Consider the following 20,862-nt stretch of genomic DNA (forward strand, 5'->3'; position numbering starts at 1 on the left):
AGCCCCGAAGGGCTCTGATTTATTTTCGACCCAGCAACAGGCCGAGAACAATACCGACAGCACCCGCGGCGATGAGGCCGGTGAGGGGATTATTTCTGACCGCTTCTGTGACGTCGGAAACGGCATCGCTGGCCTGAGCGGCGTATTTTTTCGCGGCACCTTTTACCTGATGTTTTGGTGAATCGACGAATTCACCAAACTGCTGCTGCGCTGAACCTGCAAGTTCATCAAATTTATTTTTTGCTTTGTCTTCAGCAAACTGGGTGTTTTTATCAGTACCGATATCAGACATTTTTGCCTCCTTTTGTTGATAATTAAAGGATAGCCTCTCTTTGCGGATGTGTGAGACGCAAGGCTAAATTCGGCACCTGACAGGGCGGTTTTCGGATATATCTCTATACCGGGAACCCGTTATTTCTCATTGTCATCCTGACCGTAATACAGCTTCCCGATGCGGATCAGCGGGCGACCCTGAGACTTACGGTGCAGGTTACTGTCCCTGAGCGAATAAACGCACCCGCAATATTCCTGCTGGTAAAACTGTTCCCGCTTGCTGATCTCAATCATGCGTGAGGAGCCGCCCTGTTTGCGCCAGTTATAGTCCCAGTACACCATACCCGGATAGCGCGCGGCCGCACGCTGGCCGCAGTCGTTTATTTGCTGCATGTTCTTCCAGCGGGAGATCCCCAGCGAGCTGCTGATGACGCTGAATCCATTTTCTGCCGCATAGAGCGCCGTGCGCTCGAAACGCATATCGAAGCACATGGTGCAGCGGACGCCGCGCTCGGGTTCCCATTCCATGCCTTTCGCGCGCTCAAACCAGTTATCGGTGTCGTAATCGGCATCAACAAACGGCACGCCGTGCTTTTTCGCAAACCGAATATTCTCCTCCTTACGAATGAGGTATTCCTTTTGCGGATGGATATTGGGGTTATAGAAGAAAATGGTGTACTCAATGCCCGACGCCTGAATAGCCTCCATCACTTCACCCGAGCAGGGGGCGCAGCAGGAGTGCAGCAGCAGTTTGTCAGCGCCGATGGGCAGGGTGAGTTGAGGGCGGATAAAAGGGGCTGTCGTCATGGCGTTCTGCACTATGTTGATGAAATTTATGGAAGGGTAGCATAAATTCAGAAACTGTTGAGACGGGAGGGATGCAGGAAAGCGCGATCCCGCGGGGCGGGATCTTCTCGGGTAGGCGTGCCGCTATTCGGCAAAGTTCAGCAGCGCTTCACCATCCAGACGATAACGTACCCACTCGGGCTGCGGCAGCGCGCCAATGCTCAGGTAAAAGTCGATGGCGGGCTGGTTCCAGTCCAGCACGCTCCATTCAAGACGACCGCACTGTCGTTTTACCGCCAACTGCGCGATATGTTTCAGCAGTGCTCTGCCTGCACCTTTCCCGCGATACGCCGGAGAAACGTACAGGTCTTCCATATAAATACCGTTGCGTCCGAGCCAGGTCGAATAGCTGGTGAAGAACACGGCATAGCCCGCGATCTTGCCTTCACACTCCGCGATCAATGCCTCGGTTTTAGTACCTGCGCCAAAGAGCGTTTCCCGGATCTCCTCCGGCGTGGTAATCACTTCTTCCGGGGCTTTTTCATACACCGCCAGCTCGTAAATCATGGCGTAAATGGCCGCCGCATCTTCGGGACGGGCCTGACGAAGGGTGATGCTCATTGTTTTTCCTGCTTTTTAGCGTGTGTCCTGATTGATGGCATTAAGCATACGGCGTATTGTCTGAAGAATTAAGTGCAATGAAATCAACAAATGATGAATATTATGCATCCGGCCCTGAGACGGCTTGATTTAAACCTGCTGCCAGTTTTCGACGCGATTTACCGCCACCGCTCCGTTCGGCTGGCCGCTGACGAGCTGGCGATGAGCACATCCGCGCTCAGCCATGCGCTGTCGCGCCTGCGCGCCACCCTGAATGACCCTCTGTTTTTTCGTGAAGGGCACCGCATGTCCCCCAGCGTGTATGCCTCTCAGCTTGCGCCTTCGATTGCTTCCGCACTGTCGTTCCTGAATCATGAGCTGACCCCGCAGCCGGAGTTTGATGCAGCCAGCAGTACGGAGAGCCTGCAGATTGCGATAACGGACTTTACCGCGCTTTGCATCTTTCCGGCTCTGATGCACAGGCTGCAGCTTACAGCCCCGGGTTTACGCTTTGAATTGCGCTATCTGCCGCACAGCCCGGCTTTGACGGAACTGCTGGCGGGCGAGGTGGATCTGGCGCTTGGCTTCAGCACGCCGGAGGATATCCGTCATCCGGAACTGGAAGAGATCGGCTGGTTTGAAGATGAGTATGTGGTCATCAGCAACGCAAGCCGGACCCGGCTGACGCTGGAGGATTATCTCGCGGCCCGGCACCTGGTGGTGACGCCGTGGAATGAGAAGCAGGGCGTTCTGGACGTGCGGCTTGAGCAACTGGGCTATACCCGACAAATCGCGATCAAAACGCCGTCGATGCTCAGCGCACCGTTTATCGTAGCGGAAAGTGACCTGCTGATGGCGATCCCCCGCTATGCCGCGGAGAAGCTGATTAGGACAGCGGATCTCAGGATTTTTGCGTTACCGTTTCCGATACGCACGTTTGAAGTGAAAATTTACTCGCATAAACGCAGCGGCCAGCGGGGCGCGACCCGCTGGCTGAAGGAGGAACTGCAAACGCTGGCGCAGGCTGTCAGGGGACGGTAGGCCGGGTAAGCGCAGTGCCACCCGGCAGAAAGGACGGTCTGTAACGGATCGTCAATTTAACGGCAGGTAGATATCCGTTTGCAGCGCGTGTTCCGGCACCTCGTGAATAAAGTTGAGGTAGTGGAAAAATACCGGGGCATCGCGCAGCGTTTCGCCGCTGGCCGGTAGCCAGTCGCGAAACATCGACCACACCGTGGCGGAAATGGTATCCAGCGAACCGGTGTGGCGCCCGACGGCGTAGCGTCCGCCGTCAATTTCACCACTGGAAACGCCAAATTCATTCTCTGGTATCGGTTCCGGGATACTGCCGCAGATATCGAAACGAAAGGCGTCTGCTGGCGTAGTTGCCGGGTCATCCCAGGCAATGCCAAACGTGCTGCTTTCGTGTACTGGCGATAAGCCCGTGGTTTTACGCCAGGCAATAAACTTCGCCGCGCTGTCATTAACCCGATCCGGACTGCCACGGTGCTGCAGCATTGCCACTTGGGTCTGTGGGAAATCGACAATCTTAATTTCCATCGTTTTTTGCTCCTGAAAGGTCATTTTCGGTACGCGCTGATGCCAGTTCAGCCAGTCCGGCTGTTGCCGAAACTGACGGGGGCTTTTTCCAAACGCGTTTCTGAAGGCGCGACTGAACGATTCCGGGCTCTGGAAACCGGCATCGAGCGCAATATCAATCACCTTATCCTCAGGATTAAACGCCAGTCGCCAGGAAGCATGACGCAGGCGTAGCCACTGGATATAGCGATACAGAGGCTGACCGCTAAATGCCAGAAACTGCCGGTGAAAATGATAAGGCGAACAGCAGGCTATCGCGCTGAGCTTCTCCAGCGTGAGTGGCTCATCGAGATGGTGGGCAATATAGTCGCACACCATCGTGAAGCGCTCGAGGTAGGTCGTTTTGATTGCATCGTTCATTGCATCCTCCTGATGACCCACTTTGCCTCATTGAATGGTCATAATCCTGACCGATCTTGCTAATTATGGTGAAGTTATACTGGCCGCATATCGTTGTGCCGCAGCAATCGCCCTCTCGTCAAAAATATACTGTTCGAAATGATGGCTCGCATCGGTGACGCGATATATTTTCCATTTACCGTCTTCATTGCGCAGATACACGTTTAACCGCAGTTTTTGCCCATTACCTGCACCCAGTTCGACGTTAACAACTTTTCCGGACACCGAGTTTATCGCGTTGCTTACGCTTAGGTCAGGGATCCACTCCGCCGCATAGTCTTGCGTATAGGTAAAATAATCAGAACCGATAATTTCTTGTTCATAGAGAGAGGAAATTTTTTGCAGTCGGGAGAGCGTGTCTTGCGCAATATAGTCACGCATTTTTGGTGAATCGAGATTATCTTCTTTGCTGTCTGTAACGAAAGCAGTGAGGTAAAACGTGTAAAAGTCATGAGTACGTTTTTCCGGCGCATCCATTTGCGTTGAACATCCCGTTAGTAACAGGCACATCAAGAGAACGTAACGCATCAGCTTTTCCTGTAAATTTTGTAAGCAGGGCGTGAGGAGCGATATCCCGGGCCACCCCACATATCTCTTTGTCTGAAGTCAGAGTACCAGGTAGTGCCGTCATAAATTGCCATGTGACCCGCAGGATTACCTCCAGCATAAGGCTGAATAACAACCACATCGCCTTCCTGTAATGTTTCACCTTGCCCTAAAACTCGAAAACCTGCCCGTTCAAGGTTACTGCCATAGTCTTTTGCGTTAGGTGCATTGCCAATATCCACGCCACCTGCACGTATTGCCTTTCGCGTATATTCTCCACAGCGTTTTTGCGATGAAGTCCCTGCATTTTGGCGTGCATGCAGGGCCGCTGCGTGTTTGTTCCATGCCATGTGTTAACTCCTGTTGTATATGAAATCGTCACTAAACAACGGAAGCTACAATCGGGTTAGGCAAATAATGTCATTAAAAAATTATATATTTCAGAGCATTATCTCTTTTTGAAGTTTAATTCGCTTGGTTGATGATATGCGGTAGATACGCTGATGTTGCAACGGAAACAGAAGGTTTACATCGACATAAAAGTTAAATACCATACCCCCCTATAGTATCAGGAGGGCGTATGCCGCATTCACCCGAAGATAAAAAACGTATTCTTACCCGCGTCCGTCGCATTCGGGGTCAGGTTGATGCCCTTGAACGCGCGCTGGAGTCGGGCGACCCCTGCCTGGCCATCCTGCAGCAAATTGCCGCCGTACGCGGGGCTGCCAATGGCCTGATGGGCGAAATGGTTGAAATTCACCTCAAAGATGAGCTGGTTGCGGGGGACACCACGCCGGATCAGCGAGCCGTACGCATGGCGGAAGTCGGCCATTTACTGCGCTCTTATCTAAAATAAATCCACATACCTGACAAAAAAGGGAAGGCATATGAAATCTCGCGCTGCAGTTGCATTTGGCCCCGGCCAGCCGCTCAAAATCGTTGAAATTGACGTGGCACCGCCGAAGAAAGGCGAAGTGCTGATCAAAATCACCCATACCGGCGTGTGCCATACCGATGCGTTTACGCTCTCGGGCGATGACCCGGAGGGCGTCTTCCCGGCGGTGCTCGGTCATGAAGGCGGCGGGATTGTGGTGGAAGTGGGCGAAGGCGTGACCAGCCTGAAGCCGGGCGATCACGTGATCCCGCTGTACACCGCGGAATGCGGCGAATGCAAGTTCTGTAAATCCGGCAAAACTAACCTCTGCCAGGCGGTTCGAGCCACCCAGGGGAAAGGGCTGATGCCGGACGGGACGACCCGTTTCTCTTACAACGGCGAGCCGGTTTATCACTACATGGGCACCAGCACCTTCAGCGAATACACCGTTTGCGCGGAGATCTCGCTGGCGAAGGTGAACCCGCAGGCGCCGCTGGACAAAGTCTGCCTGCTGGGCTGCGGCGTGACCACCGGTATTGGCGCGGTGCATAACACGGCAAAAGTCAAAGAGGGCGATACCGTGGCGGTGTTCGGTCTCGGCGGCATTGGTCTGGCGGTGATTCAGGGCGCGGTGCAGGCGAAGGCCGGTCGTATCATCGCGGTGGACACTAACCCGGAGAAATTCAGGCTGGCGGGTGAAATGGGTGCGACTGATTTCGTGAACCCGAAAGATCACGAGAAGCCGATTCAGGACGTTATTGTTGAGATGACCGACGGCGGCGTGGACTTCAGCTTTGAGTGTATCGGCAACGTGAACGTGATGCGTTCCGCACTGGAGTGCTGCCACAAGGGCTGGGGCGAGAGCATCATCATTGGCGTGGCCGGTGCGGGTCAGGAGATTAAAACCCGTCCATTCCAGCTGGTCACCGGGCGCGTATGGCGCGGTTCCGCGTTTGGCGGCGTGAAGGGGCGTACCCAGCTTCCGGGTATGGTTGAAGATGCGATGGTCGGCAAGATTCAGCTCGATCCGTTCATTACCCATCGCTTACCACTGGAGCAGATCAACGAGGCGTTTGATCTGATGCACGAAGGAAAATCCATCCGTACCGTTATCCATTTCGGCGACAAGTAACTCTTCTGCCAGCGGTTTTTCGCCGCTGGCGTTTCTTTAATAATCTTCTCTAAAGTGTGACCAGTGCGGCGTTTTTAGCCGTAATCTTAATCTGTGCCGTGCCGATGACTATTTAACAGGCGTGTTTTTACGCATCTTACCTACAAGAGAGTCGACGGTCATGGACAACACTACTTCGATGCTGGCGCAGCGCAAGCTGAGCTTCTTGCATCACATCAGGCTGGTTCCGCTGTTTTCCTCCATTCTCGGTGGCATTATTCTTCTGTTTGCCTTGAGCTCGGGTCTTGCGGGTTATTTCCTGCTGCAGGCCGATAACGATCAGCAGGATGTCACAGCTGAAATTCAGGTGCGTATGGGGCTGTCGAACAGCTCAAACCATCTGCGAACCGCGCGTATCAATCTGATCCACGCCGGTGCGGCAAGCCGTATCGCGGAGATGGACGCCATGAAGCAGAACATCAGCGAGGCGGAAACACGCATTAAGCAGTCCCAGGAGAGCTTTACCGCCTACATGAATCGTGCCGTGCGCACCGCCGAGGGCGCAGCGCTGGACGCGGATCTCAAAGCGCGTTACGAGGCCTATATCGCTGGCATGCAGCCGATGGTGAAATTCGCCAAAAACGGCATGTTCGAAGCGATCATCAACCACGAAAACGAAACGGCGCGTCCGCTGGATGACGCTTATAACGCCGTACTGCTGAAGGCGATTAAGATCCGTACCGACCGTGCCAATGCGCTGACGGCGCAGGCGCACAGCCGCACGCAGCTGGGCCTGATGTTTATGGTGGGCGCGTTTGCGCTGGCGCTGGTGCTGACGGCGATGACCTTTGTCGTGCTGCGCCGCACGGTAATCAATCCGCTGCAGCGGGCAGCGAAACGTATCGAGAATATCGCTAAGGGCGACCTGACGATGCCGGACGACGTGGCGGGGCGCAGCGAAATTGGTCGCCTGACGCGCGATCTGCAAACCATGCAGCACTCGCTTGAAAACACCGTGGGCACCGTACGTCAGGGGGCAGAGGAAATCTACCGTGGCACCAGCGAAATTTCAGCCGGTAACACCGATCTCTCGTCCCGCACCGAGCAGCAGGCTGCCGCCATCGAGCAAACCGCCGCAAGCATGGAACAGCTGACCGCGACGGTGAAGCAGAACGCCGATAACGCCCATCATGCCAGCAAGCTGGCGGAAGATGCTTCCGGCAAAGCCACCCGCGGCGGCCAGATGGTCTCCGGCGTGGTGAAAACCATGGGCAATATCTCCAGCAGCTCGAAGAAGATCTCTGAAATTACCGCCGTGATTAACAGCATTGCCTTCCAGACCAATATCCTGGCGCTTAACGCGGCGGTAGAAGCGGCCCGTGCAGGTGAACAAGGGCGCGGATTTGCCGTGGTGGCAAGTGAAGTGCGCACCCTGGCAAGCCGCAGTGCGAATGCCGCAAAAGAGATCGAAAGCCTGATCAACGAATCGGTATCGCTGATCGACCAAGGCTCCGGCGAGGTTGTGGCCGCCGGTAACACCATGAATGAGATTGTCGACGCGGTGAAACGCGTTACCGACATCATGCTGGAGATCGCCGCGGCGTCCGATGAGCAGAGCCGCGGTATTGTGCAGGTGAGCCAGGCGATTTCTGAGATGGATAAAGTGACCCAGCAGAACGCCTCGCTGGTGGAAGAAGCCTCCGCGGCGGCGGCGTCTCTGGAAGAACAGGGCGCGCGTCTGACCGAGGCGGTTGGCGCGTTTCGGTTGAATAGCGCAAAGCAGGGCCGCGTGGTGACGGCTGCACCGGTGGCGCAGAACGTACCGTTACGCCCGGCGGCGACGGTTTCCGGGGATAACTGGGAGACGTTCTGAGTGGCGTGTTGCGTCGGGTGGCGCTTCGCTTACCCGACCTACAAAAACTGACCTACAAAAAAGGGACCTTTCGGTCCCTTTTTCACATCTTATTTCTTATCGGGTAACGCGTACGCAATAACGTAATCACCGCGGTCCGGCGACTGGCGGGCGCCACCGGCGTTAATGATGATGTACTGCTTACCGGTTTTCGGGGACACGTAGGTCATCGGGCCGGACTGGCTGCCAACCGGCAGGCGGTCTTTCCAGATCTCTTTCCCGGTGGCGGTATCAAACGCGCGCAGGTAGAAATCCTGGGTACCGGCAAAGAACAGCAGACCGGACTGGGTAGAGAGCGACGCGCCCAGGGTCGGCATACCGATTGGGATTGGCATGTGCATGCGAATGCCCAGCGGGCCGGTATCTTCCACCGTGCCGACAGGAACCTGCCACACCAGCTTGCCGGTTTTCAGGTCGACGGCTGACATGGTGCCAAACGGCGGCTTCTGGCACGGAATGCCCAGCGGTGACAGGAAGCGTTCACGCATCGCGCCGAACGGCGTGCCGTCCATTGGAACTATCCCCATCTCGATGCCGCTGGCATTTTTCGCCACGTTCGCGCGCGGCACCATATAGTTCGCCAGACCCAGGCGCATATCGTTGACGAACATCAGGCTGTTGTTCGGGTCAACGGAGACGCTGCCCCAGTTCATCCCGCCGAGTGAGCCAGGGAACTGCAGGGAACGATCGAGACCAGGCGGGGTAAAGACGCCCTGATGACGCATCTCTTTAAACTGAATGCGGCACAGCAGCAGGTCGACTGGCGTCGCGCCCCACATGTCGGACTCGGTCAGCGTCTGGTTGCCAATCATCGGCATGCCAACGGAGTACGGCTGGGTTGGGGAGTAGCGTTCACCTTCAACGTTACCCGCCGGGACAGGGCGTTCCTCTACCTTCGCCACCGGCTTGCCGGTTTCGCGGTTAAGCATGAAGATCATGCCCTGCTTGCTGGTCTGCACCAGCACCGGCGTGGTGCCGCCCTTACCGTCAGGCAGATCGTACAGCAGCGGCTGGGAAGGCAGGTCGAAGTCCCACAGGTCGTGGTGGGTGGTCTGGAAATGCCAGCGGACCTGACCGGTGGCCGCGTCGACGGCGACGATGGAGGAACTGTACTTATCGTCCAGCGCGGTACGCTCGCCCGCCCAGAAGTCTGGCGTGGCGTTGCCGGTTGGCAGGTAGATCAGGTTCAGTTTGGCGTCGTAAGACATCGCAGACCAGACGTTCGGCGTACCGCGGGTGTAGGTCTGGCCTTCCGGCGGCAGGCCGGTCAGGTTCGGATTACCCGGATCCCACGCCCAGGCCAGTTTACCGGTGTGAACGTCGTAGGCGCGCACCACGCCCGGCGGTTCACCGGTCGAGTAGTTATCCGCGACGCGACCGCCGACGACGACAACGTTCCCGGCAACCAGCGGCGTGGAGGTTTGCTGATAATATCCGGGCTTGATCTCGCCCATGCCGACGCTCAGATCCACGATGCCATGGTCGCCAAAGTCGTCGCAGACCTTGCCATTATCCGCGTTGATGGCAATCAGACGGGCATCGGTGGTGGGCAGGAACAGGCGGCGAGGGCATGCCGCTGGCGATGTTCCGGTCTGTGACGCCGTCACATTCGCATGATCTTCAAAGTAGCCCAGACCGCGGCAGCGCTGCCAGTTCGGCGCGGTCGCTTTCGAATCATAACGCCATTTTTCTTTACCGGAATCCACGTCCAGCGCCAGCACTTTACTGTACGGCGTACAGACATACAGCGTGTCGCCAATCTGCAGAGGCGTGTTCTGATCTTCCGCACCCGAGCCGTTGCTTTGCGGAATATCGCCAGTGTGCGCAACCCACGCGACTTTCAGCGAGTTGACGTTTTGCTTGTTAATCTGGTCCAGCGCGGCGAAACGGTCGCCGTGGGTGGTGTTGCCCCAGTGTTCCCAGTTCTTTTGCTGCTCGCCGGGTGCAACGGGTTTCACCGGCACGGGCTCGTTCGCTGCCACGAGGGTTTGCGGCTTAAACATCCAGCCCAGGCTGACCAGCATGGCCACCGCTAGTAGCGCCGCGACGCCAAAGGCGGGGGCTTTGTTCGGCGCAGTGTGGTTTGCTGCGCGCAGGAAGGGCCAGACGATGGCGCACAGGAACGCCAGCACGGCAAAGGTAAACAGGCGGGAGAAGAGCGGCCAGAAATCCCAGCCTGCATCGCTTACCGCCCAGAACAGCGAGGCAATAAACGCGATGCCGTAAAGCAGGATCCCGCTGGTGCGGTTGAGGAAAATCAGGATCGCGGCAATCACCATTACCACGCCCATTATCAGGAAGTAACTACTTCCGCCTACGGTGGCGAGCTTTAAGCCCAACCCGCCGACGGCCAGACCGATGAGCATCATCAGTCCGGCAAGAAGCCACTGCAGAATACGAGGTATCCCGCGCGGCGCGCTGCCAAATGCCATTTCTGTCTCCTTAGATCCCCCGCCGTGTCGGGTATGTACCAGTTGGGTAATAAATGCGGTGGGATTGATGGTTAATGCCGGTGAATTCGTTTCTGTCAAATAATTAGCGAACCATTTGGTGAATTCGCCGCTATGATAAAACTGTTAAATTGTTTTACGCAATTGTTAATGATTTATTCCGCATTATTTGATTAACGCACAGGACAGCCCCCTCGCCCCTGAGGGGAGAGGGTTAGGGGGAGGGTCGAAAAGGTTTTAAACCGGCATTGATTTGCGGATGGCGCTCAGCAGCGTCTGCGCACCCGTGGAAAGCGGAGTATCTACCCGGGTCAAAATACCAATAGGTTCACCAGCGCCGGGGGCCGTTACCGGGAGAGCGGTCAGCGTGCCCTGGCGCAAATCATCTTTTACCGCCCCGGAGGGAACGAACCAGACGTAGTCATAGTCGAGCGTGAGCTGGCGTGAAAGCGAGGCCGACAGCGTTTCGATGCACCCTGATGGCAGCGTACACCCCTGCATTTGCAGCAAGGTTTCGGCGGTCTGACGGGGGACGGTCCCTTTCGGACACACCACCACCGGCCACTCCATCACGCGGCTTAACGTCACCGTATCCTGCAGCAGAGGGTGATCGGGACGAACCACCAGCTTCAGGGATTCCAGGAACAGCAGTTCGTAATTGAGACCCCCCATCAGTTCAGGATCGGACATGCGGCCGATACCGATATCCAGCTCGCCCGATTTCAGCCCCGCGAGCAGCATGGTGTTATTCATGGTGGCAACCTGGATCGTGGTATGCCGTTGCTGCTTGTGGAACTGGCCAATCACCGGCGGAAGAATGCCGAGCGCGGCGGTAGGCAGGGCCCCGACGCGGACGACCTCGCTGCTGTGTTCTTCTTTTCGATGCAGGGACTGGCCTGCGGTATTGAGCGCATCCAGCACCTTAACGGCGTGCGTCAGGAACTGTTCGCCGACGATGGTAAGCTGCGCGCCAAGCCGACCGCGGTCAAAAAGACGGGCGCCGGTCAGCTGTTCAAGCTCGTTGAGGGTTTTCGAGAGCGCAGGCTGGCTCAGGTTAAGAGTTTCAGCCGCACGCCCCAGCGTTCCCTGTTGAGCGACGGCCACAAATGTATGCAAATGGCGCAAGCGTATGCGCTGACTGAACAGACCATTTTTTTCCATAGGCGATGTTAAAAACAGAGCGATGCGGGTGACAAGTTAAGTTGTTTAATTTTGATAACCTGATAGCAAAATATTTTTAACATTTGATCTGTTTGAGTTACAACATGTTTTTCGGCAGGGGAATAAGAGCGAACATCCTTGTTCATTTATTGCTCATTGCTGAGGGGAAAGGGTTATGCGGTTAGATTACCCCGTCACCGCCGTCAGAACACCACACCTGGCCGGACGTAAATGAACATTCATCCGAGGCCAGCGTGACGTACAGCGGGGCAATCTCGACGGGCTGACCTGGACGTCCCAGCGGCGTATCTCCGCCAAACTCCTTCACTTTTTCCATCGGCTGGCCGCCGCTGGACTGCAGTACCGTCCAGTAAGGACCGGGAGCGACCGCGTTGACGCGAATGCCTTTCGGACCCAACTGCTTGGCTAAGGATTTGGTAAATACCGCCAGACAGGCTTTCGTCTGGGCGTAGTCCAGCAGCACCGGGCTGGGCTTCACCGCCTGGACGGAGGAGGTATTAATGATCACGGACGAGGCTTTCAGGTGGCGCAGAGCAGCCTTCGTGATCCAGAAAGGCGCGTACACGTTAGTTTTAAACGTCGCGTCAAAATCTTCGGTGGTCAGCTCTTCAAGCGATTCACGGAACTGCTGGCGACCGGCGTTGTTGATCAGAATATCCAGCCCGCCCAGCTTCGAGACGGCTTCTTCGACCAGATTCTGGCAGAAGGTTTCGTCCCGGACGTCCCCCGGCAGCGCGACGGCATTCCGCCCTTCGGCTTTGATCAGGTCGATAACCTCGGCGGCGTCTTTTTCCTCTTCAGGCAGGTAGTTAATGGCCACGTCCGCGCCTTCACGGGCATAGGCGATGGCTACAGCGCGACCGATACCCGAGTCACCACCGGTGATCAGCGCTTTTTTGCCCGCCAGGCGGCCATGCCCTTTATAGCTGGTTTCCCCGTGGTCGGGTACGGGTTGCATTTCGGATGCCAGTCCCGGTGGCGTTTGTGGCTGTTCCGGGAACGGGGGCTGCGGGTAAGCGTTCGTACGTTGTTTAGTATCACTCATAGCTGACTCCTTAAGCCAAGGGGTGAGATTTGATGGATAACTGCAGCGTTAACGCTTCGCTGAATTATTTCTGCAAACGATCAACACGGACGACGGCAGGGGATGATTTTTTATCAAGCGAACCGTTGATACTGATCATCTGGTCGGGTTTTACCGTTCTGCCGTCGAAGACTGCCTGGGGAATAATAACGTCGATTTTTCCGGTTTTATCCTGAAATACAAACTTATCGCCGCTACCATCAATAAGATTACCGCGTAATGAAATGGTCGCACCGTCGTGCAGTTGTTTTGCCTGATCGATGGTCATAATACGCGCATCATCGGTTCCGCGATATCCACTATCCAGCGCATGGGGTGGCGGCGGAGCTTCACCTTTTTGTAATCCGCCATTATTATCTGCGAAGGCGGCCGGAACCAGAAATATCATAAAAGCGGAAATAAGCGATAATTTCATCGGATATCCTTCATTTTGGGTGTCTTGACTTATTAAGTATTGTTGCTATTTCTTTATGTGGCAAATGTGATAAGTCCTAAAAACATTCGCGTGAAAAATCAAACTTATCGGATAATAAGCGAAACGGTGACGATGACCATGAAGCGTGAAAATGAAAAGTTGCCCGGGATAGATGAGAGTTATCGCTTGCTGACGTTTGAATACGCGTTTCGTCAGGTGGGTTTTATTGTTCTGCTGGCTATTATCATCGCCGCTATCGCCGGTCTGTTTTCAATCGGGTGGGTCAGCGATACGGTTAAAACCAATTCCGCTAAATCACTGACCATAAGTTATGAACGGTTTGGCCGCCGGGAGACGGAGACGCGAATGGCGCTGGCGTTCCCGGTGCGAACAGAGGGAAAGTATGTTCTCAGCATGGCCAGCGAGAGCAGCGATGTTTACGAGCCTGGCAGCGTCTGGCCGCAGCCGGACAGCATGTTCAGCCGTGGCAAGACCCTCTATTTTGTCTATAACAACCTGAAAAAGTCAGACCGCTTCGCGGTGTTACTCTTCACCACGCCTTCGAGAGCCGGTAAATGGAACACGACCGTTCGTGTAAACAACGAGCCGGAGATAACCCTCTGGCAATTTATTTACCCCTAGGAGGCTGATATGGATATGGTCTTTCGTGCGCTGGCGATTTATCTGTTCCTCGTGGTGGTATTTAAAGTGGCCGGGCGGCGTGCGCTGCTGCAGATGACCAGCTTCGATCTCATTCTGCTCCTGATAATTAGTGAAGCTACGCAGCAGGCGCTTCTCGGACAAGATTTTTCCGTCACCGGTGCGATGATTACGATTACCACCCTGGTGGTGGTGGATATTATTTTTGGCCTTATGAAGAAGTATTTTTCCCCGGTGGAGAATATTCTTGACGGCACTCCTGTGATTCTGGTGGAAAACGGCGTACCCCTGGCGGATAAACTCAAAAAGGTCGATGTCTCTTGCGATGATATTCTGGTGTCAGCGCGTCAAAATAATGGTATTACCGAAATAAGCCAAATTAAATATGCCATACTTGAGCGCAATGGACATATTTCAATCATTCCTTTCGAGAAATAAGAGGCGAAAAGATGAGCAATCTTTTTCACGACAATAATTATACCGTGGGTGAACTGACGAAAAAACTGGCGAGCAAATTAACCGATCTCGGGCTTCGCTTAACCACGGCGGAATCCTGCACTGGCGGAAAGCTATCGGTAGCACTTTGCGCCGAAGAGAACACGGCCGATTTTTATGATGTTGGCCTGGTCGTATTCAGCGACGAAGCCAAAGCGCGGATCCTCGGCGTTCGTCCTGAGACGCTCGCGCGCTATACCGCCGTCAGTGAGCAGACGGTGACCGAGATGGCCGCCAGCATCCGCGACATCGCCCAGGCGGATATCAGTATCGCCATCAGCGGCTATGCTGGCCCGGAAGGGGGCGACGATGGCACGGCGGCGGGGACGGTCTGCTTTGCGTGGAACATCCAGGGCGAGACGCAAACCCGCACCGTGCTTTTCTCCGGCGACTGTCAGGACGTGGTGGAAAAAGCGGTGCATTTTTCGCTGGCCGAGCTGGTGACAGCATTGTCGGACGGGCATAACGGTTGATTTCACGTGGAGGTTCTATGGCTGTCATAGTAATTACCGGTGGGACGGCGGGCGTGGGAAAAGCCACGGCGCTGCGCTTTGCAAAAGCAGGTTACGATGTCGGCCTCATCGCCCGCGATGAGGCAAGCCTGCACTCCACCCAGGAAGAGTTGCGCCGCTTCGGCGTGAATGCACACGCCGTGCAGGCTGACGTTGCCGACAGTCAGGCGGTGGTGGATGCGGCTAACGACATTGAGTATCGCCTCGGCGCGATTGATGTCTGGGTTAACAATGCCATGGGGGCCGTGCTGGCACCGTTTCGCACCCTTACGCCGGACGAGTTTCGCCGCGTGACTGAGGTGACGTACCTCGGCTACGTGAACGGTACCCGCGCGGCGCTTGAGCTTATGGTTCCGCGCGACAGGGGCGTGATTATCCAGGTAGGGTCCGCGCTGGCCTACCGTTCCATTCCCCTGCAGTCCGCCTACTGCGGGGCCAAAGCGGCGATCCGCGGGTTTACCGACGCGGTACGTACCGAGCTGATGCATGAAAACAGCCGGGTTCAGCTTTCGATGGTGCAGATGCCGGGGCTTAACACGCCGCAGTTTGAATGGGCAAGGAACAAGTTCGCGTGGGCGATGCGGCCGGTACCGCCGGTGTTCGAGCCTGAAGTCGCCGCCAGCGCCATCTTCAGGGTGGCGCAAAAGCCGGTGCGTGAGCTGTGGGTAGGCAGCAGCACCATCCAGTCGATTGTCGGGCAGTTCCTCTTCCCGGGTTTTCTGGACCGGCTGATGGTGAAGAAAGCCTGGGAAGGTCAGATGACGGACGATCTGAACGCGCCGGACCGCCGGGATTATCTCGACCAGCCGGTTAACGACCTGCACAAAATCCATGGCCGTTTCACTGACGAAGCGAAAACTCGCGCGACGTCCGTGACCTCCGGTATGCCGGGCAAAGTGGCGTTAGGGGGGCTGGCGTTGGCGGGGATTGTATTAACGCGTTTGCTCACCCGCCGGAAACCGTAATCAGCGCAGCGCGCTGCGGTGCGTCCAGAACCAGCGATAGCCGTAGCCGCCAAGGCTGAGCTCAACGGTTTTACCGCAAACCAGCGCGTCATCGTAGCGTTTGTCTTCGAGACAGGCGGTCCAGGTGGCGTTGCGGATCCCCTTGACGGTGAACCGCACCGGCTGGTCGCTAAAGTTGACGAAGGTCAGGATGCTGCGTTCTTCGGTCTCGTAATAGATCCCCAGCACCGCGTCATTATCGATCGTGAGGAGCCGAAAGGGCGCAACGGCGATTTCGGGGAACTCCGAGCGGGTATTGGCGATATCAATGATCCGGTGCAGAAGCGAGTTGCGGTGGAGCAGCGAATCAGCGACGTTGATTTTCTGATAGCGATAAGGACCGCGGTCGATAATCGGCGCGATAAATTTTTCCGGGTCGGCTGCCGAAAAACCGCCGCCTTGCGATCCTGCCCATTGCATGGGGGTGCGGACGGCGTAGCGCTCCTCCAGTTCGAGGTCATCCCCCATGCCGATCTCATCGCCATAGCGCATCACCGGAACGCCAGGCAGGGAAAAGAGTACCGCGTGGCAGAACGCCAGCCGCTTCAGATCGCCGTTGAGCATCGGGGCCAGGCGTCGGCGGATCCCGCGCTGGTAGACGTTCATCTCCTCTTCAGGGGCGAAGGTATCGAGGACAAACTGTTTGTCTTTCTGGCTGATGCCCTCCAGATCCAGCTCGTCGTGATTGCGCAGCCAGTTGGCAAAACAGCATGAATCGGGCGGGACAATCATCTTCTTCACCGCGTTGCGCAGCGGGCGGGCGCTTTTGCGGGCCAGGCTGACGTAGAAATATTTGTTGAGCCAGAAATTGAGCACCAGATTCAGGCGGTCATTATTGCCAAAGTAATCCTGATAGGCCTCCACCTCGACGTCCACTTCACCCAGCAGGATCGCCTCCGGATTATGCTCCTCAATAAGACGGCGCATATGCTCGAGGATCCACAGACCCTTTTTTTCATCACCATTTCCCGCCTGCGTGGTCAGGTGGGAGGCGGCATCCAGGCGGAACCCCGACACGCCCAGCTTGAGCCAGAAGAGGATGATGTTCTCAATCTCTTTCAGCACCGCGGGCGAGGTCAGGTTCAGGTCCGGTTCGTGGCGATAGAACATGTGCCGGTAGTATTGTCCCGCCTCGTCGTCCGAGCTCCAGATGCTCTCCTCCACGCCGGGAAACATCGGGGGCGTATCGTCCTCGTCAGTATCTGACCAGAGGTAGTAATCCCGGTAGGGTGACGCCGGGTTACGGCGGGCCTGCTGGAACCAGGGGTGCGCGTCGGAGGTGTGCTGGATCAGCAGCTCAATAATGACCTGCATGCCCAGCTCGCGGGCCTGTTCGATAAGGGCAATAATATCGGCCAGCTTTCCGAAGCGGGGGTCTACCTGGAGATGGTCGCTGACGTCATAGCCTTCATCGAGAAAGGGGGTGAGGTAAAACGGGGTGATCCAGATAACCGTCGCCCCCATCCGGCGAATGTAGCGCAGCTTGGCCGCTATCCCGGCGATGTCCCCGCAGCCATCGCCGTTCAAATCATAAAAGAGTGCGGTATCAATCTGGTAAATAATGGCCCGTGTATGCCAGTCCGTCATAGCGTTCCTCAGTGATAGCCTTCAGTATCCGAGACCTTGCCCCGGAAAACGTAGTAGCTCCAGGCGGTGTACACCAGGATCACCGGAATAATCAGTAACGTCCCAACCAGCATAAACAGCTGGCTGGCAGGCGGGGCTGCGGCCTCCCACAGGGTGATGCGCGGCGGAATAATGTTTGGCCAGAGGCTGATGCCCAGCCCGCTAAACCCGAGGAAAATCAGCCCCAGCGTCAGCAGGAAAGGACGCGCGTGGCTGTCCGGGTTGCGGGTCAGGCGCCAGATCACCACGCTGAAGATACCGACCAGCAGAGGAACCGGCAGGAACCAGAAGAAGTTGGGCAGGGTAAACCAGCGGTCGGCGACGTACTGCCAGCCGAGCGGTGTCCAGACGCTGACTCCCGCGATAACCACCATCAGGGCCAGCAGCACGTGGCGGGTCAGCTCGCGCATGCGTTGTTGCAGCGCGCCTTCGCTTTTCATAATGAGCCAGGAGGTGCCCAGCAGCGTGTAGGCGACGACCAGACCGATGCCGCAGAAAAGGTTAAAGGGGGTGAGCCAGTCCAGCGCCGAGCCGACAAAACGTCGGCCCTCCACGTCAAAGCCGTTGATCACGGCCCCCACCACCACGCCCTGGCTAAAGGTGGCGAGCAGGGAGCCGCCGGCAAAGGAGTAGTCCCAGAACCGGCGGTGTGAGGGTGTGGCTTTGAAGCGGAACTCAAAGGCGACGCCGCGAAAAATAAGGCCGATCAGCATTGCGGTGAGGGGGATCGTCAGCGCATCTATAATGACCGCGTAGGCCAGCGGAAACGCGCCGAACAGCCCCGCACCGCCGAGCACCAGCCAGGTCTCATTGCCGTCCCAGACGGGCGCTACGCTGTTGACCATCACATCGCGCTCTTTCGCATCGCCCACGAAGTTAAACAGCAGGCCAATGCCCAGATCGAAGCCATCCATAATGATGTACATCAGCGTGGCAAACACGATGATGGCAAACCAAATCACTGAGATATCGACGCCCATCAGATTCTCTCCTCTTCCGGAACAGACTCAGCGGCAGACAGCGGACGGGCAGGCGTGCCCGAGGTGTTTGACGTCAGCGTATCGACGGGCTGAGGTCCTTTCTTAATCAGCCGGATGAGATAAACATAGCCCACGCCAAACACGGATGAGTAGACGACGAAGAACGCCAGCAGGCTGATGCTCATCTGTAGGGTACTGTGCAGCGATACCGCGTCGATGGTGCGCAGGTAGCCATAGACGACCCACGGCTGACGTCCCACTTCGGTGGTCACCCAGCCGGCGAGCAGCGCCAGCAGCCCGGCAGGCCCCATGCAGAGGGCAAACCACTGGAACGGACGCGAGTGGTAAAGTCGATGGCGATAGCGTAGCCAGAGGCTGACCAGACCAAGGGTAATCATCAGCAGTCCCATCCCGACCATCACGCGGAACGACCAGAAAACGATGGTCGAGTTTGGCCGATCCTCTTTCGGAAAGTCTTTCAGCGCCGGGACCTGCTTGTCCAGACTGTGCGTCAGGATCAGGCTGCCGAGCGCGGGGATTTCCAGGCCGTATTTGGTGCGCTCTTCCTCCATATCCGGCAGACCAAACAGCAGCAGCGGGGTGGCCTCGCCGGGCGGATTTTCCCAGTGACCCTCAATAGCGGCGATTTTGGCTGGCTGATGCTCAAGCGTGTTCAGGCCGTGCATATCACCCACCACCGCCTGAATGGGCGCGACCAGCAGCGCCATCCACATCGCCATCGAAAACATGGTGCGAACGGCAGGCGTATCGTTACCGCGCAGCAGATGCCATGCCCCCGATGCTCCGACAAACAACGCGCTGCTCAGAAACGCGGCGATAGCCATATGAATAAGACGATAAGGGAAGGAGGGGTTAAAGACGATGGCCAGCCAGTCCTGCGGGATCACCTGGCCGTTCTCGATAGTAAAACCCTGTGGCGTGTGCATCCAGCTGTTGGAGGCGAGGATCCAGAAGGTCGACATCAGCGTGCCGAGCGCCACCATGCAGGTCGAAAAGAAGTGCAGCCCGGGGCCGACCTTATTCCAGCCGAACATCATAACGCCGAGGAATCCGGCCTCCAGGAAGAAGGCGGTTAACACCTCATAGGTCAGAAGCGGGCCGGTAATGCTGCCCGCGAACTGGGAGAACCCGCTCCAGTTGGTGCCAAACTGGTACGCCATCACCAGCCCGGAAACGACACCCATGCCGAAGTTAACGGCAAATATCTTGAGCCAGAAGTGGTATAACGATCGCCAGACGTCGTTTTTGGTGCGCAGCCACATGCCCTCCAGCACCACCAGGTAGCTGGCGAGACCGATGGTGATCGCGGGAAACAGGATGTGGAACGAGACGGTAAAAGCGAACTGAATTCTGGCCAGATGAAACGCATCGAGTTCGAACATGTTCCGTACCTCTGAGACGATGGGGCACGCGAATTGCCGGGCAGGTCAGGCCTGCCCGGCAAACCGATTACGGTTTAGTCTTACCGGCACCCAGCTCGGCACCGGTCAGCGGGTCGGAATGTGGATCGGATTTCGTGCGGGCAGACATCGCCTTGACCAGGGTTGCCTGCTCGGTTGTGAGCGTGACGCTGGCACTGCCATCGCCGCCATCCACCGCAGGCTGGGGGGACTCAACGTAATCGAAGTGTTTATCGCTGTTCCAGCTTCCGCGAACCTCTCCACCTTCAGACATATTGTAGTACTTGTTGGTGAATTCCTCGATTGGCGGCAGTTTTCCCGGCGGGAAATTATTACGGATGGACTGCAGCGCCTTCTCAAAGGAGAGCTGATGCGCCGCCTCACGCGTCATCAGAAACGCCAGCGCGTCCTTAACGCCGGGATCGTCAGTCACGTTGATCAGTCGTTCATAGATGATTTTCGCTCTGGCCTCGGCCGCCACGTTCGAACGCAGATCCGCCGTCGGCTCGCCGATGGTGTCGACGTAGGCCGCCGTCCACGGCACGCCCGCCGAGTTGGTGAGCGGGGTACCGCCGCCGTAGAGCAGGGAGGTGATGTGGCTGTCATTGCCGTTTTCGGTCATGGAGCGATACAGCTCGGCCTCATTTTCCACCCCTTCCGCCAGCGCGCCCTTGGCACCTTTATTCAGCATACCGACCAGGGTACCGATGATTTCAAGGTGGCTTAACTCCTCGGTCGCGATATCCATCAGCATGTCTTTACGGCCCGGATCGTCATCGCTCAACCCTTGCGTAAAGTAGCGGCAGGCGGCGGCCAGTTCACCCTGCGGTCCGCCAAATTGTTCCAGTAAAAGGTTGGCCAGGCCGGGATTCGGTTCGGCGACGCGAACCGTGTATTGCAGCTGTTTAACGTGTCGAAACATGCTCACTCTCC

Annotated in this window: 22 protein-coding genes; 8 read left to right on the forward strand and 14 right to left on the reverse strand. The window is 56.6% G+C overall.

The genetic code is table 11. The annotated features are described in order from the left end of the window. Positions 1-19 precede the first annotated feature (19 nt). The 3 genes from ABFV38_RS10765 to ABFV38_RS10775 form a co-directional block, all read right to left on the reverse strand. Entirely contained in the window at positions 20-292 is a 273-nt protein-coding gene (locus ABFV38_RS10765; protein WP_045910495.1) for a CsbD family protein, read from the reverse strand. Between the two features lie 119 nt (positions 293-411). Beyond that, positions 412-1,080 carry an epoxyqueuosine reductase QueH gene (locus ABFV38_RS10770; protein WP_348959364.1) on the reverse strand — a complete coding sequence of 223 codons (669 nt, stop codon included), beginning with the start codon at positions 1,078-1,080 and terminating at the stop codon, positions 412-414. A gap of 123 nt (positions 1,081-1,203) precedes the next feature. Next, the gene (locus ABFV38_RS10775; RefSeq protein ID WP_235404768.1) at positions 1,204-1,680 is read right to left on the reverse strand and encodes a GNAT family N-acetyltransferase; all 477 of its coding nucleotides are present in this window, start codon (positions 1,678-1,680) and stop codon (positions 1,204-1,206) included. A 90-nt stretch (positions 1,681-1,770) separates the two neighbouring features. Here ABFV38_RS10775 and ABFV38_RS10780 point away from each other — a divergent pair, with 90 nt between their 5' ends. Then, positions 1,771-2,700: a LysR family transcriptional regulator gene (locus ABFV38_RS10780; RefSeq protein ID WP_348959365.1), complete on the forward strand. Its 930-nt coding sequence runs from the start codon at positions 1,771-1,773 to the stop codon at positions 2,698-2,700. Between the two features lie 51 nt (positions 2,701-2,751). On the opposite strand, the gene ABFV38_RS10785 is transcribed toward ABFV38_RS10780, so the two are convergent. The 3 genes from ABFV38_RS10785 to ABFV38_RS10795 all read right to left on the reverse strand — a co-directional run bounded on the left by ABFV38_RS10785 (position 2,752) and on the right by ABFV38_RS10795 (position 4,553). Further along, positions 2,752-3,618, reverse strand: a complete 867-nt coding sequence (locus ABFV38_RS10785; protein ID WP_348959366.1) for an AraC family transcriptional regulator — start codon at positions 3,616-3,618, stop codon at positions 2,752-2,754. A 63-nt stretch (positions 3,619-3,681) separates the two neighbouring features. Continuing rightward, positions 3,682-4,185, reverse strand: coding sequence for a YbjP/YqhG family protein (locus tag ABFV38_RS10790; protein ID WP_032639342.1), 504 nt, complete (start codon positions 4,183-4,185; stop codon positions 3,682-3,684). Continuing rightward, positions 4,185-4,553, reverse strand: coding sequence for an NlpC/P60 family protein (locus tag ABFV38_RS10795; protein ID WP_196346307.1), 369 nt, complete (start codon positions 4,551-4,553; stop codon positions 4,185-4,187). Before ABFV38_RS10795 ends, ABFV38_RS10790 begins: the two co-directional genes overlap by 1 nt. A gap of 230 nt (positions 4,554-4,783) precedes the next feature. Between ABFV38_RS10795 and ABFV38_RS10800 the strand changes: the two genes are divergently transcribed. From ABFV38_RS10800 to ABFV38_RS10810, 3 genes are all read left to right on the forward strand, one after another. Further along, positions 4,784-5,059 carry a metal/formaldehyde-sensitive transcriptional repressor gene (locus ABFV38_RS10800; protein ID WP_008502288.1) on the forward strand — a complete coding sequence of 92 codons (276 nt, stop codon included), beginning with the start codon at positions 4,784-4,786 and terminating at the stop codon, positions 5,057-5,059. A 31-nt stretch (positions 5,060-5,090) separates the two neighbouring features. Then, complete coding sequence (locus tag ABFV38_RS10805; RefSeq protein WP_021242543.1) at positions 5,091-6,209, forward strand: S-(hydroxymethyl)glutathione dehydrogenase/class III alcohol dehydrogenase; 1,119 nt, start codon at positions 5,091-5,093, stop codon at positions 6,207-6,209. 160 nt (positions 6,210-6,369) lie between these two features. Then, complete coding sequence (locus tag ABFV38_RS10810; RefSeq protein WP_348959367.1) at positions 6,370-8,061, forward strand: methyl-accepting chemotaxis protein; 1,692 nt, start codon at positions 6,370-6,372, stop codon at positions 8,059-8,061. Between the two features lie 89 nt (positions 8,062-8,150). Here the strand turns inward: ABFV38_RS10810 and ABFV38_RS10815 are convergent, their stop codons facing one another. The 4 genes from ABFV38_RS10815 to ABFV38_RS10830 form a co-directional block, all read right to left on the reverse strand. Beyond that, the gene (locus tag ABFV38_RS10815; protein ID WP_126533904.1) at positions 8,151-10,532 is read right to left on the reverse strand and encodes a glucose/quinate/shikimate family membrane-bound PQQ-dependent dehydrogenase; all 2,382 of its coding nucleotides are present in this window, start codon (positions 10,530-10,532) and stop codon (positions 8,151-8,153) included. Between the two features lie 255 nt (positions 10,533-10,787). Further along, positions 10,788-11,711, reverse strand: a complete 924-nt coding sequence (locus tag ABFV38_RS10820) for a LysR substrate-binding domain-containing protein (RefSeq protein ID WP_045910501.1) — start codon at positions 11,709-11,711, stop codon at positions 10,788-10,790. A gap of 181 nt (positions 11,712-11,892) precedes the next feature. After that, positions 11,893-12,777 (reverse strand): SDR family oxidoreductase, encoded by an 885-nt coding sequence (locus tag ABFV38_RS10825; RefSeq protein ID WP_045910502.1) that lies wholly within the window; start codon positions 12,775-12,777, stop codon positions 11,893-11,895. 64 nt (positions 12,778-12,841) lie between these two features. Continuing rightward, complete coding sequence (locus ABFV38_RS10830; RefSeq protein ID WP_045910503.1) at positions 12,842-13,231, reverse strand: YdeI family stress tolerance OB fold protein; 390 nt, start codon at positions 13,229-13,231, stop codon at positions 12,842-12,844. Between the two features lie 138 nt (positions 13,232-13,369). Between ABFV38_RS10830 and ABFV38_RS10835 the strand changes: the two genes are divergently transcribed. The 4 genes from ABFV38_RS10835 to ABFV38_RS10850 are packed head-to-tail and all read left to right on the forward strand — an operon-like array spanning position 13,370 to position 15,863. After that, positions 13,370-13,873: a hypothetical protein gene (locus ABFV38_RS10835; protein WP_348959368.1), complete on the forward strand. Its 504-nt coding sequence runs from the start codon at positions 13,370-13,372 to the stop codon at positions 13,871-13,873. Between the two features lie 9 nt (positions 13,874-13,882). Further along, positions 13,883-14,329 carry a YetF domain-containing protein gene (locus tag ABFV38_RS10840; RefSeq protein ID WP_008502280.1) on the forward strand — a complete coding sequence of 149 codons (447 nt, stop codon included), beginning with the start codon at positions 13,883-13,885 and terminating at the stop codon, positions 14,327-14,329. 11 nt (positions 14,330-14,340) lie between these two features. After that, positions 14,341-14,859, forward strand: coding sequence for a 2-oxo-tetronate isomerase (locus ABFV38_RS10845; protein ID WP_045910504.1), 519 nt, complete (start codon positions 14,341-14,343; stop codon positions 14,857-14,859). A gap of 17 nt (positions 14,860-14,876) precedes the next feature. After that, positions 14,877-15,863: an SDR family oxidoreductase gene (locus tag ABFV38_RS10850; RefSeq protein WP_063621590.1), complete on the forward strand. Its 987-nt coding sequence runs from the start codon at positions 14,877-14,879 to the stop codon at positions 15,861-15,863. On the opposite strand, the gene ABFV38_RS10855 is transcribed toward ABFV38_RS10850, so the two are convergent. The 4 genes from ABFV38_RS10855 to ABFV38_RS10870 form a co-directional block, all read right to left on the reverse strand. After that, positions 15,864-17,489, reverse strand: a complete 1,626-nt coding sequence (locus tag ABFV38_RS10855; RefSeq protein WP_348959369.1) for an alpha-amylase family protein — start codon at positions 17,487-17,489, stop codon at positions 15,864-15,866. A gap of 8 nt (positions 17,490-17,497) precedes the next feature. Continuing rightward, positions 17,498-18,508, reverse strand: a complete 1,011-nt coding sequence (cydB, locus tag ABFV38_RS10860) for a cytochrome d ubiquinol oxidase subunit II (RefSeq protein WP_348959370.1) — start codon at positions 18,506-18,508, stop codon at positions 17,498-17,500. After that, positions 18,508-19,911, reverse strand: coding sequence for a cytochrome ubiquinol oxidase subunit I (locus ABFV38_RS10865; RefSeq protein ID WP_045910508.1), 1,404 nt, complete (start codon positions 19,909-19,911; stop codon positions 18,508-18,510). Before ABFV38_RS10865 ends, cydB begins: the two co-directional genes overlap by 1 nt. 67 nt (positions 19,912-19,978) lie before the next feature. Then, on the reverse strand, positions 19,979-20,851 hold the full coding sequence (locus ABFV38_RS10870; protein ID WP_008502274.1) for a manganese catalase family protein: 873 nt from the start codon (positions 20,849-20,851) through the stop codon (positions 19,979-19,981). Positions 20,852-20,862 lie beyond the last annotated feature (11 nt).

It is taken from the genome of Enterobacter cloacae complex sp. Mu1197 (assembly GCF_040059225.1).
In the GTDB taxonomy this organism is placed as follows: Bacteria; Pseudomonadota; Gammaproteobacteria; order Enterobacterales; family Enterobacteriaceae; genus Enterobacter; species Enterobacter quasiroggenkampii.

Coding starts and splice junctions, on each gene's coding strand:
- ABFV38_RS10770 (WP_348959364.1), bottom strand. CDS start 1,080: ATGACGACAGCCCCTTTTATCCGCCCTCAACTCACCCTGCCCATCGGC.
- ABFV38_RS10800 (WP_008502288.1), top strand. CDS start 4,784: ATGCCGCATTCACCCGAAGATAAAAAACGTATTCTTACCCGCGTCCGT.
- ABFV38_RS10765 (WP_045910495.1), bottom strand. CDS start 292: ATGTCTGATATCGGTACTGATAAAAACACCCAGTTTGCTGAAGACAAA.
- ABFV38_RS10780 (WP_348959365.1), top strand. CDS start 1,771: ATGATGAATATTATGCATCCGGCCCTGAGACGGCTTGATTTAAACCTG.
- ABFV38_RS10840 (WP_008502280.1), top strand. CDS start 13,883: ATGGATATGGTCTTTCGTGCGCTGGCGATTTATCTGTTCCTCGTGGTG.
- ABFV38_RS10785 (WP_348959366.1), bottom strand. CDS start 3,618: ATGAACGATGCAATCAAAACGACCTACCTCGAGCGCTTCACGATGGTG.
- ABFV38_RS10865 (WP_045910508.1), bottom strand. CDS start 19,911: ATGTTCGAACTCGATGCGTTTCATCTGGCCAGAATTCAGTTCGCTTTT.
- ABFV38_RS10810 (WP_348959367.1), top strand. CDS start 6,370: ATGGACAACACTACTTCGATGCTGGCGCAGCGCAAGCTGAGCTTCTTG.
- ABFV38_RS10790 (WP_032639342.1), bottom strand. CDS start 4,185: ATGCGTTACGTTCTCTTGATGTGCCTGTTACTAACGGGATGTTCAACG.
- ABFV38_RS10805 (WP_021242543.1), top strand. CDS start 5,091: ATGAAATCTCGCGCTGCAGTTGCATTTGGCCCCGGCCAGCCGCTCAAA.
- cydB (WP_348959370.1), bottom strand. CDS start 18,508: ATGGGCGTCGATATCTCAGTGATTTGGTTTGCCATCATCGTGTTTGCC.
- ABFV38_RS10815 (WP_126533904.1), bottom strand. CDS start 10,532: ATGGCATTTGGCAGCGCGCCGCGCGGGATACCTCGTATTCTGCAGTGG.
- ABFV38_RS10825 (WP_045910502.1), bottom strand. CDS start 12,777: ATGAGTGATACTAAACAACGTACGAACGCTTACCCGCAGCCCCCGTTC.
- ABFV38_RS10845 (WP_045910504.1), top strand. CDS start 14,341: ATGAGCAATCTTTTTCACGACAATAATTATACCGTGGGTGAACTGACG.
- ABFV38_RS10850 (WP_063621590.1), top strand. CDS start 14,877: ATGGCTGTCATAGTAATTACCGGTGGGACGGCGGGCGTGGGAAAAGCC.
- ABFV38_RS10820 (WP_045910501.1), bottom strand. CDS start 11,711: ATGGAAAAAAATGGTCTGTTCAGTCAGCGCATACGCTTGCGCCATTTG.
- ABFV38_RS10855 (WP_348959369.1), bottom strand. CDS start 17,489: ATGACGGACTGGCATACACGGGCCATTATTTACCAGATTGATACCGCA.
- ABFV38_RS10830 (WP_045910503.1), bottom strand. CDS start 13,231: ATGAAATTATCGCTTATTTCCGCTTTTATGATATTTCTGGTTCCGGCC.
- ABFV38_RS10775 (WP_235404768.1), bottom strand. CDS start 1,680: ATGAGCATCACCCTTCGTCAGGCCCGTCCCGAAGATGCGGCGGCCATT.
- ABFV38_RS10870 (WP_008502274.1), bottom strand. CDS start 20,851: ATGTTTCGACACGTTAAACAGCTGCAATACACGGTTCGCGTCGCCGAA.
- ABFV38_RS10795 (WP_196346307.1), bottom strand. CDS start 4,553: ATGGCATGGAACAAACACGCAGCGGCCCTGCATGCACGCCAAAATGCA.
- ABFV38_RS10835 (WP_348959368.1), top strand. CDS start 13,370: ATGAAGCGTGAAAATGAAAAGTTGCCCGGGATAGATGAGAGTTATCGC.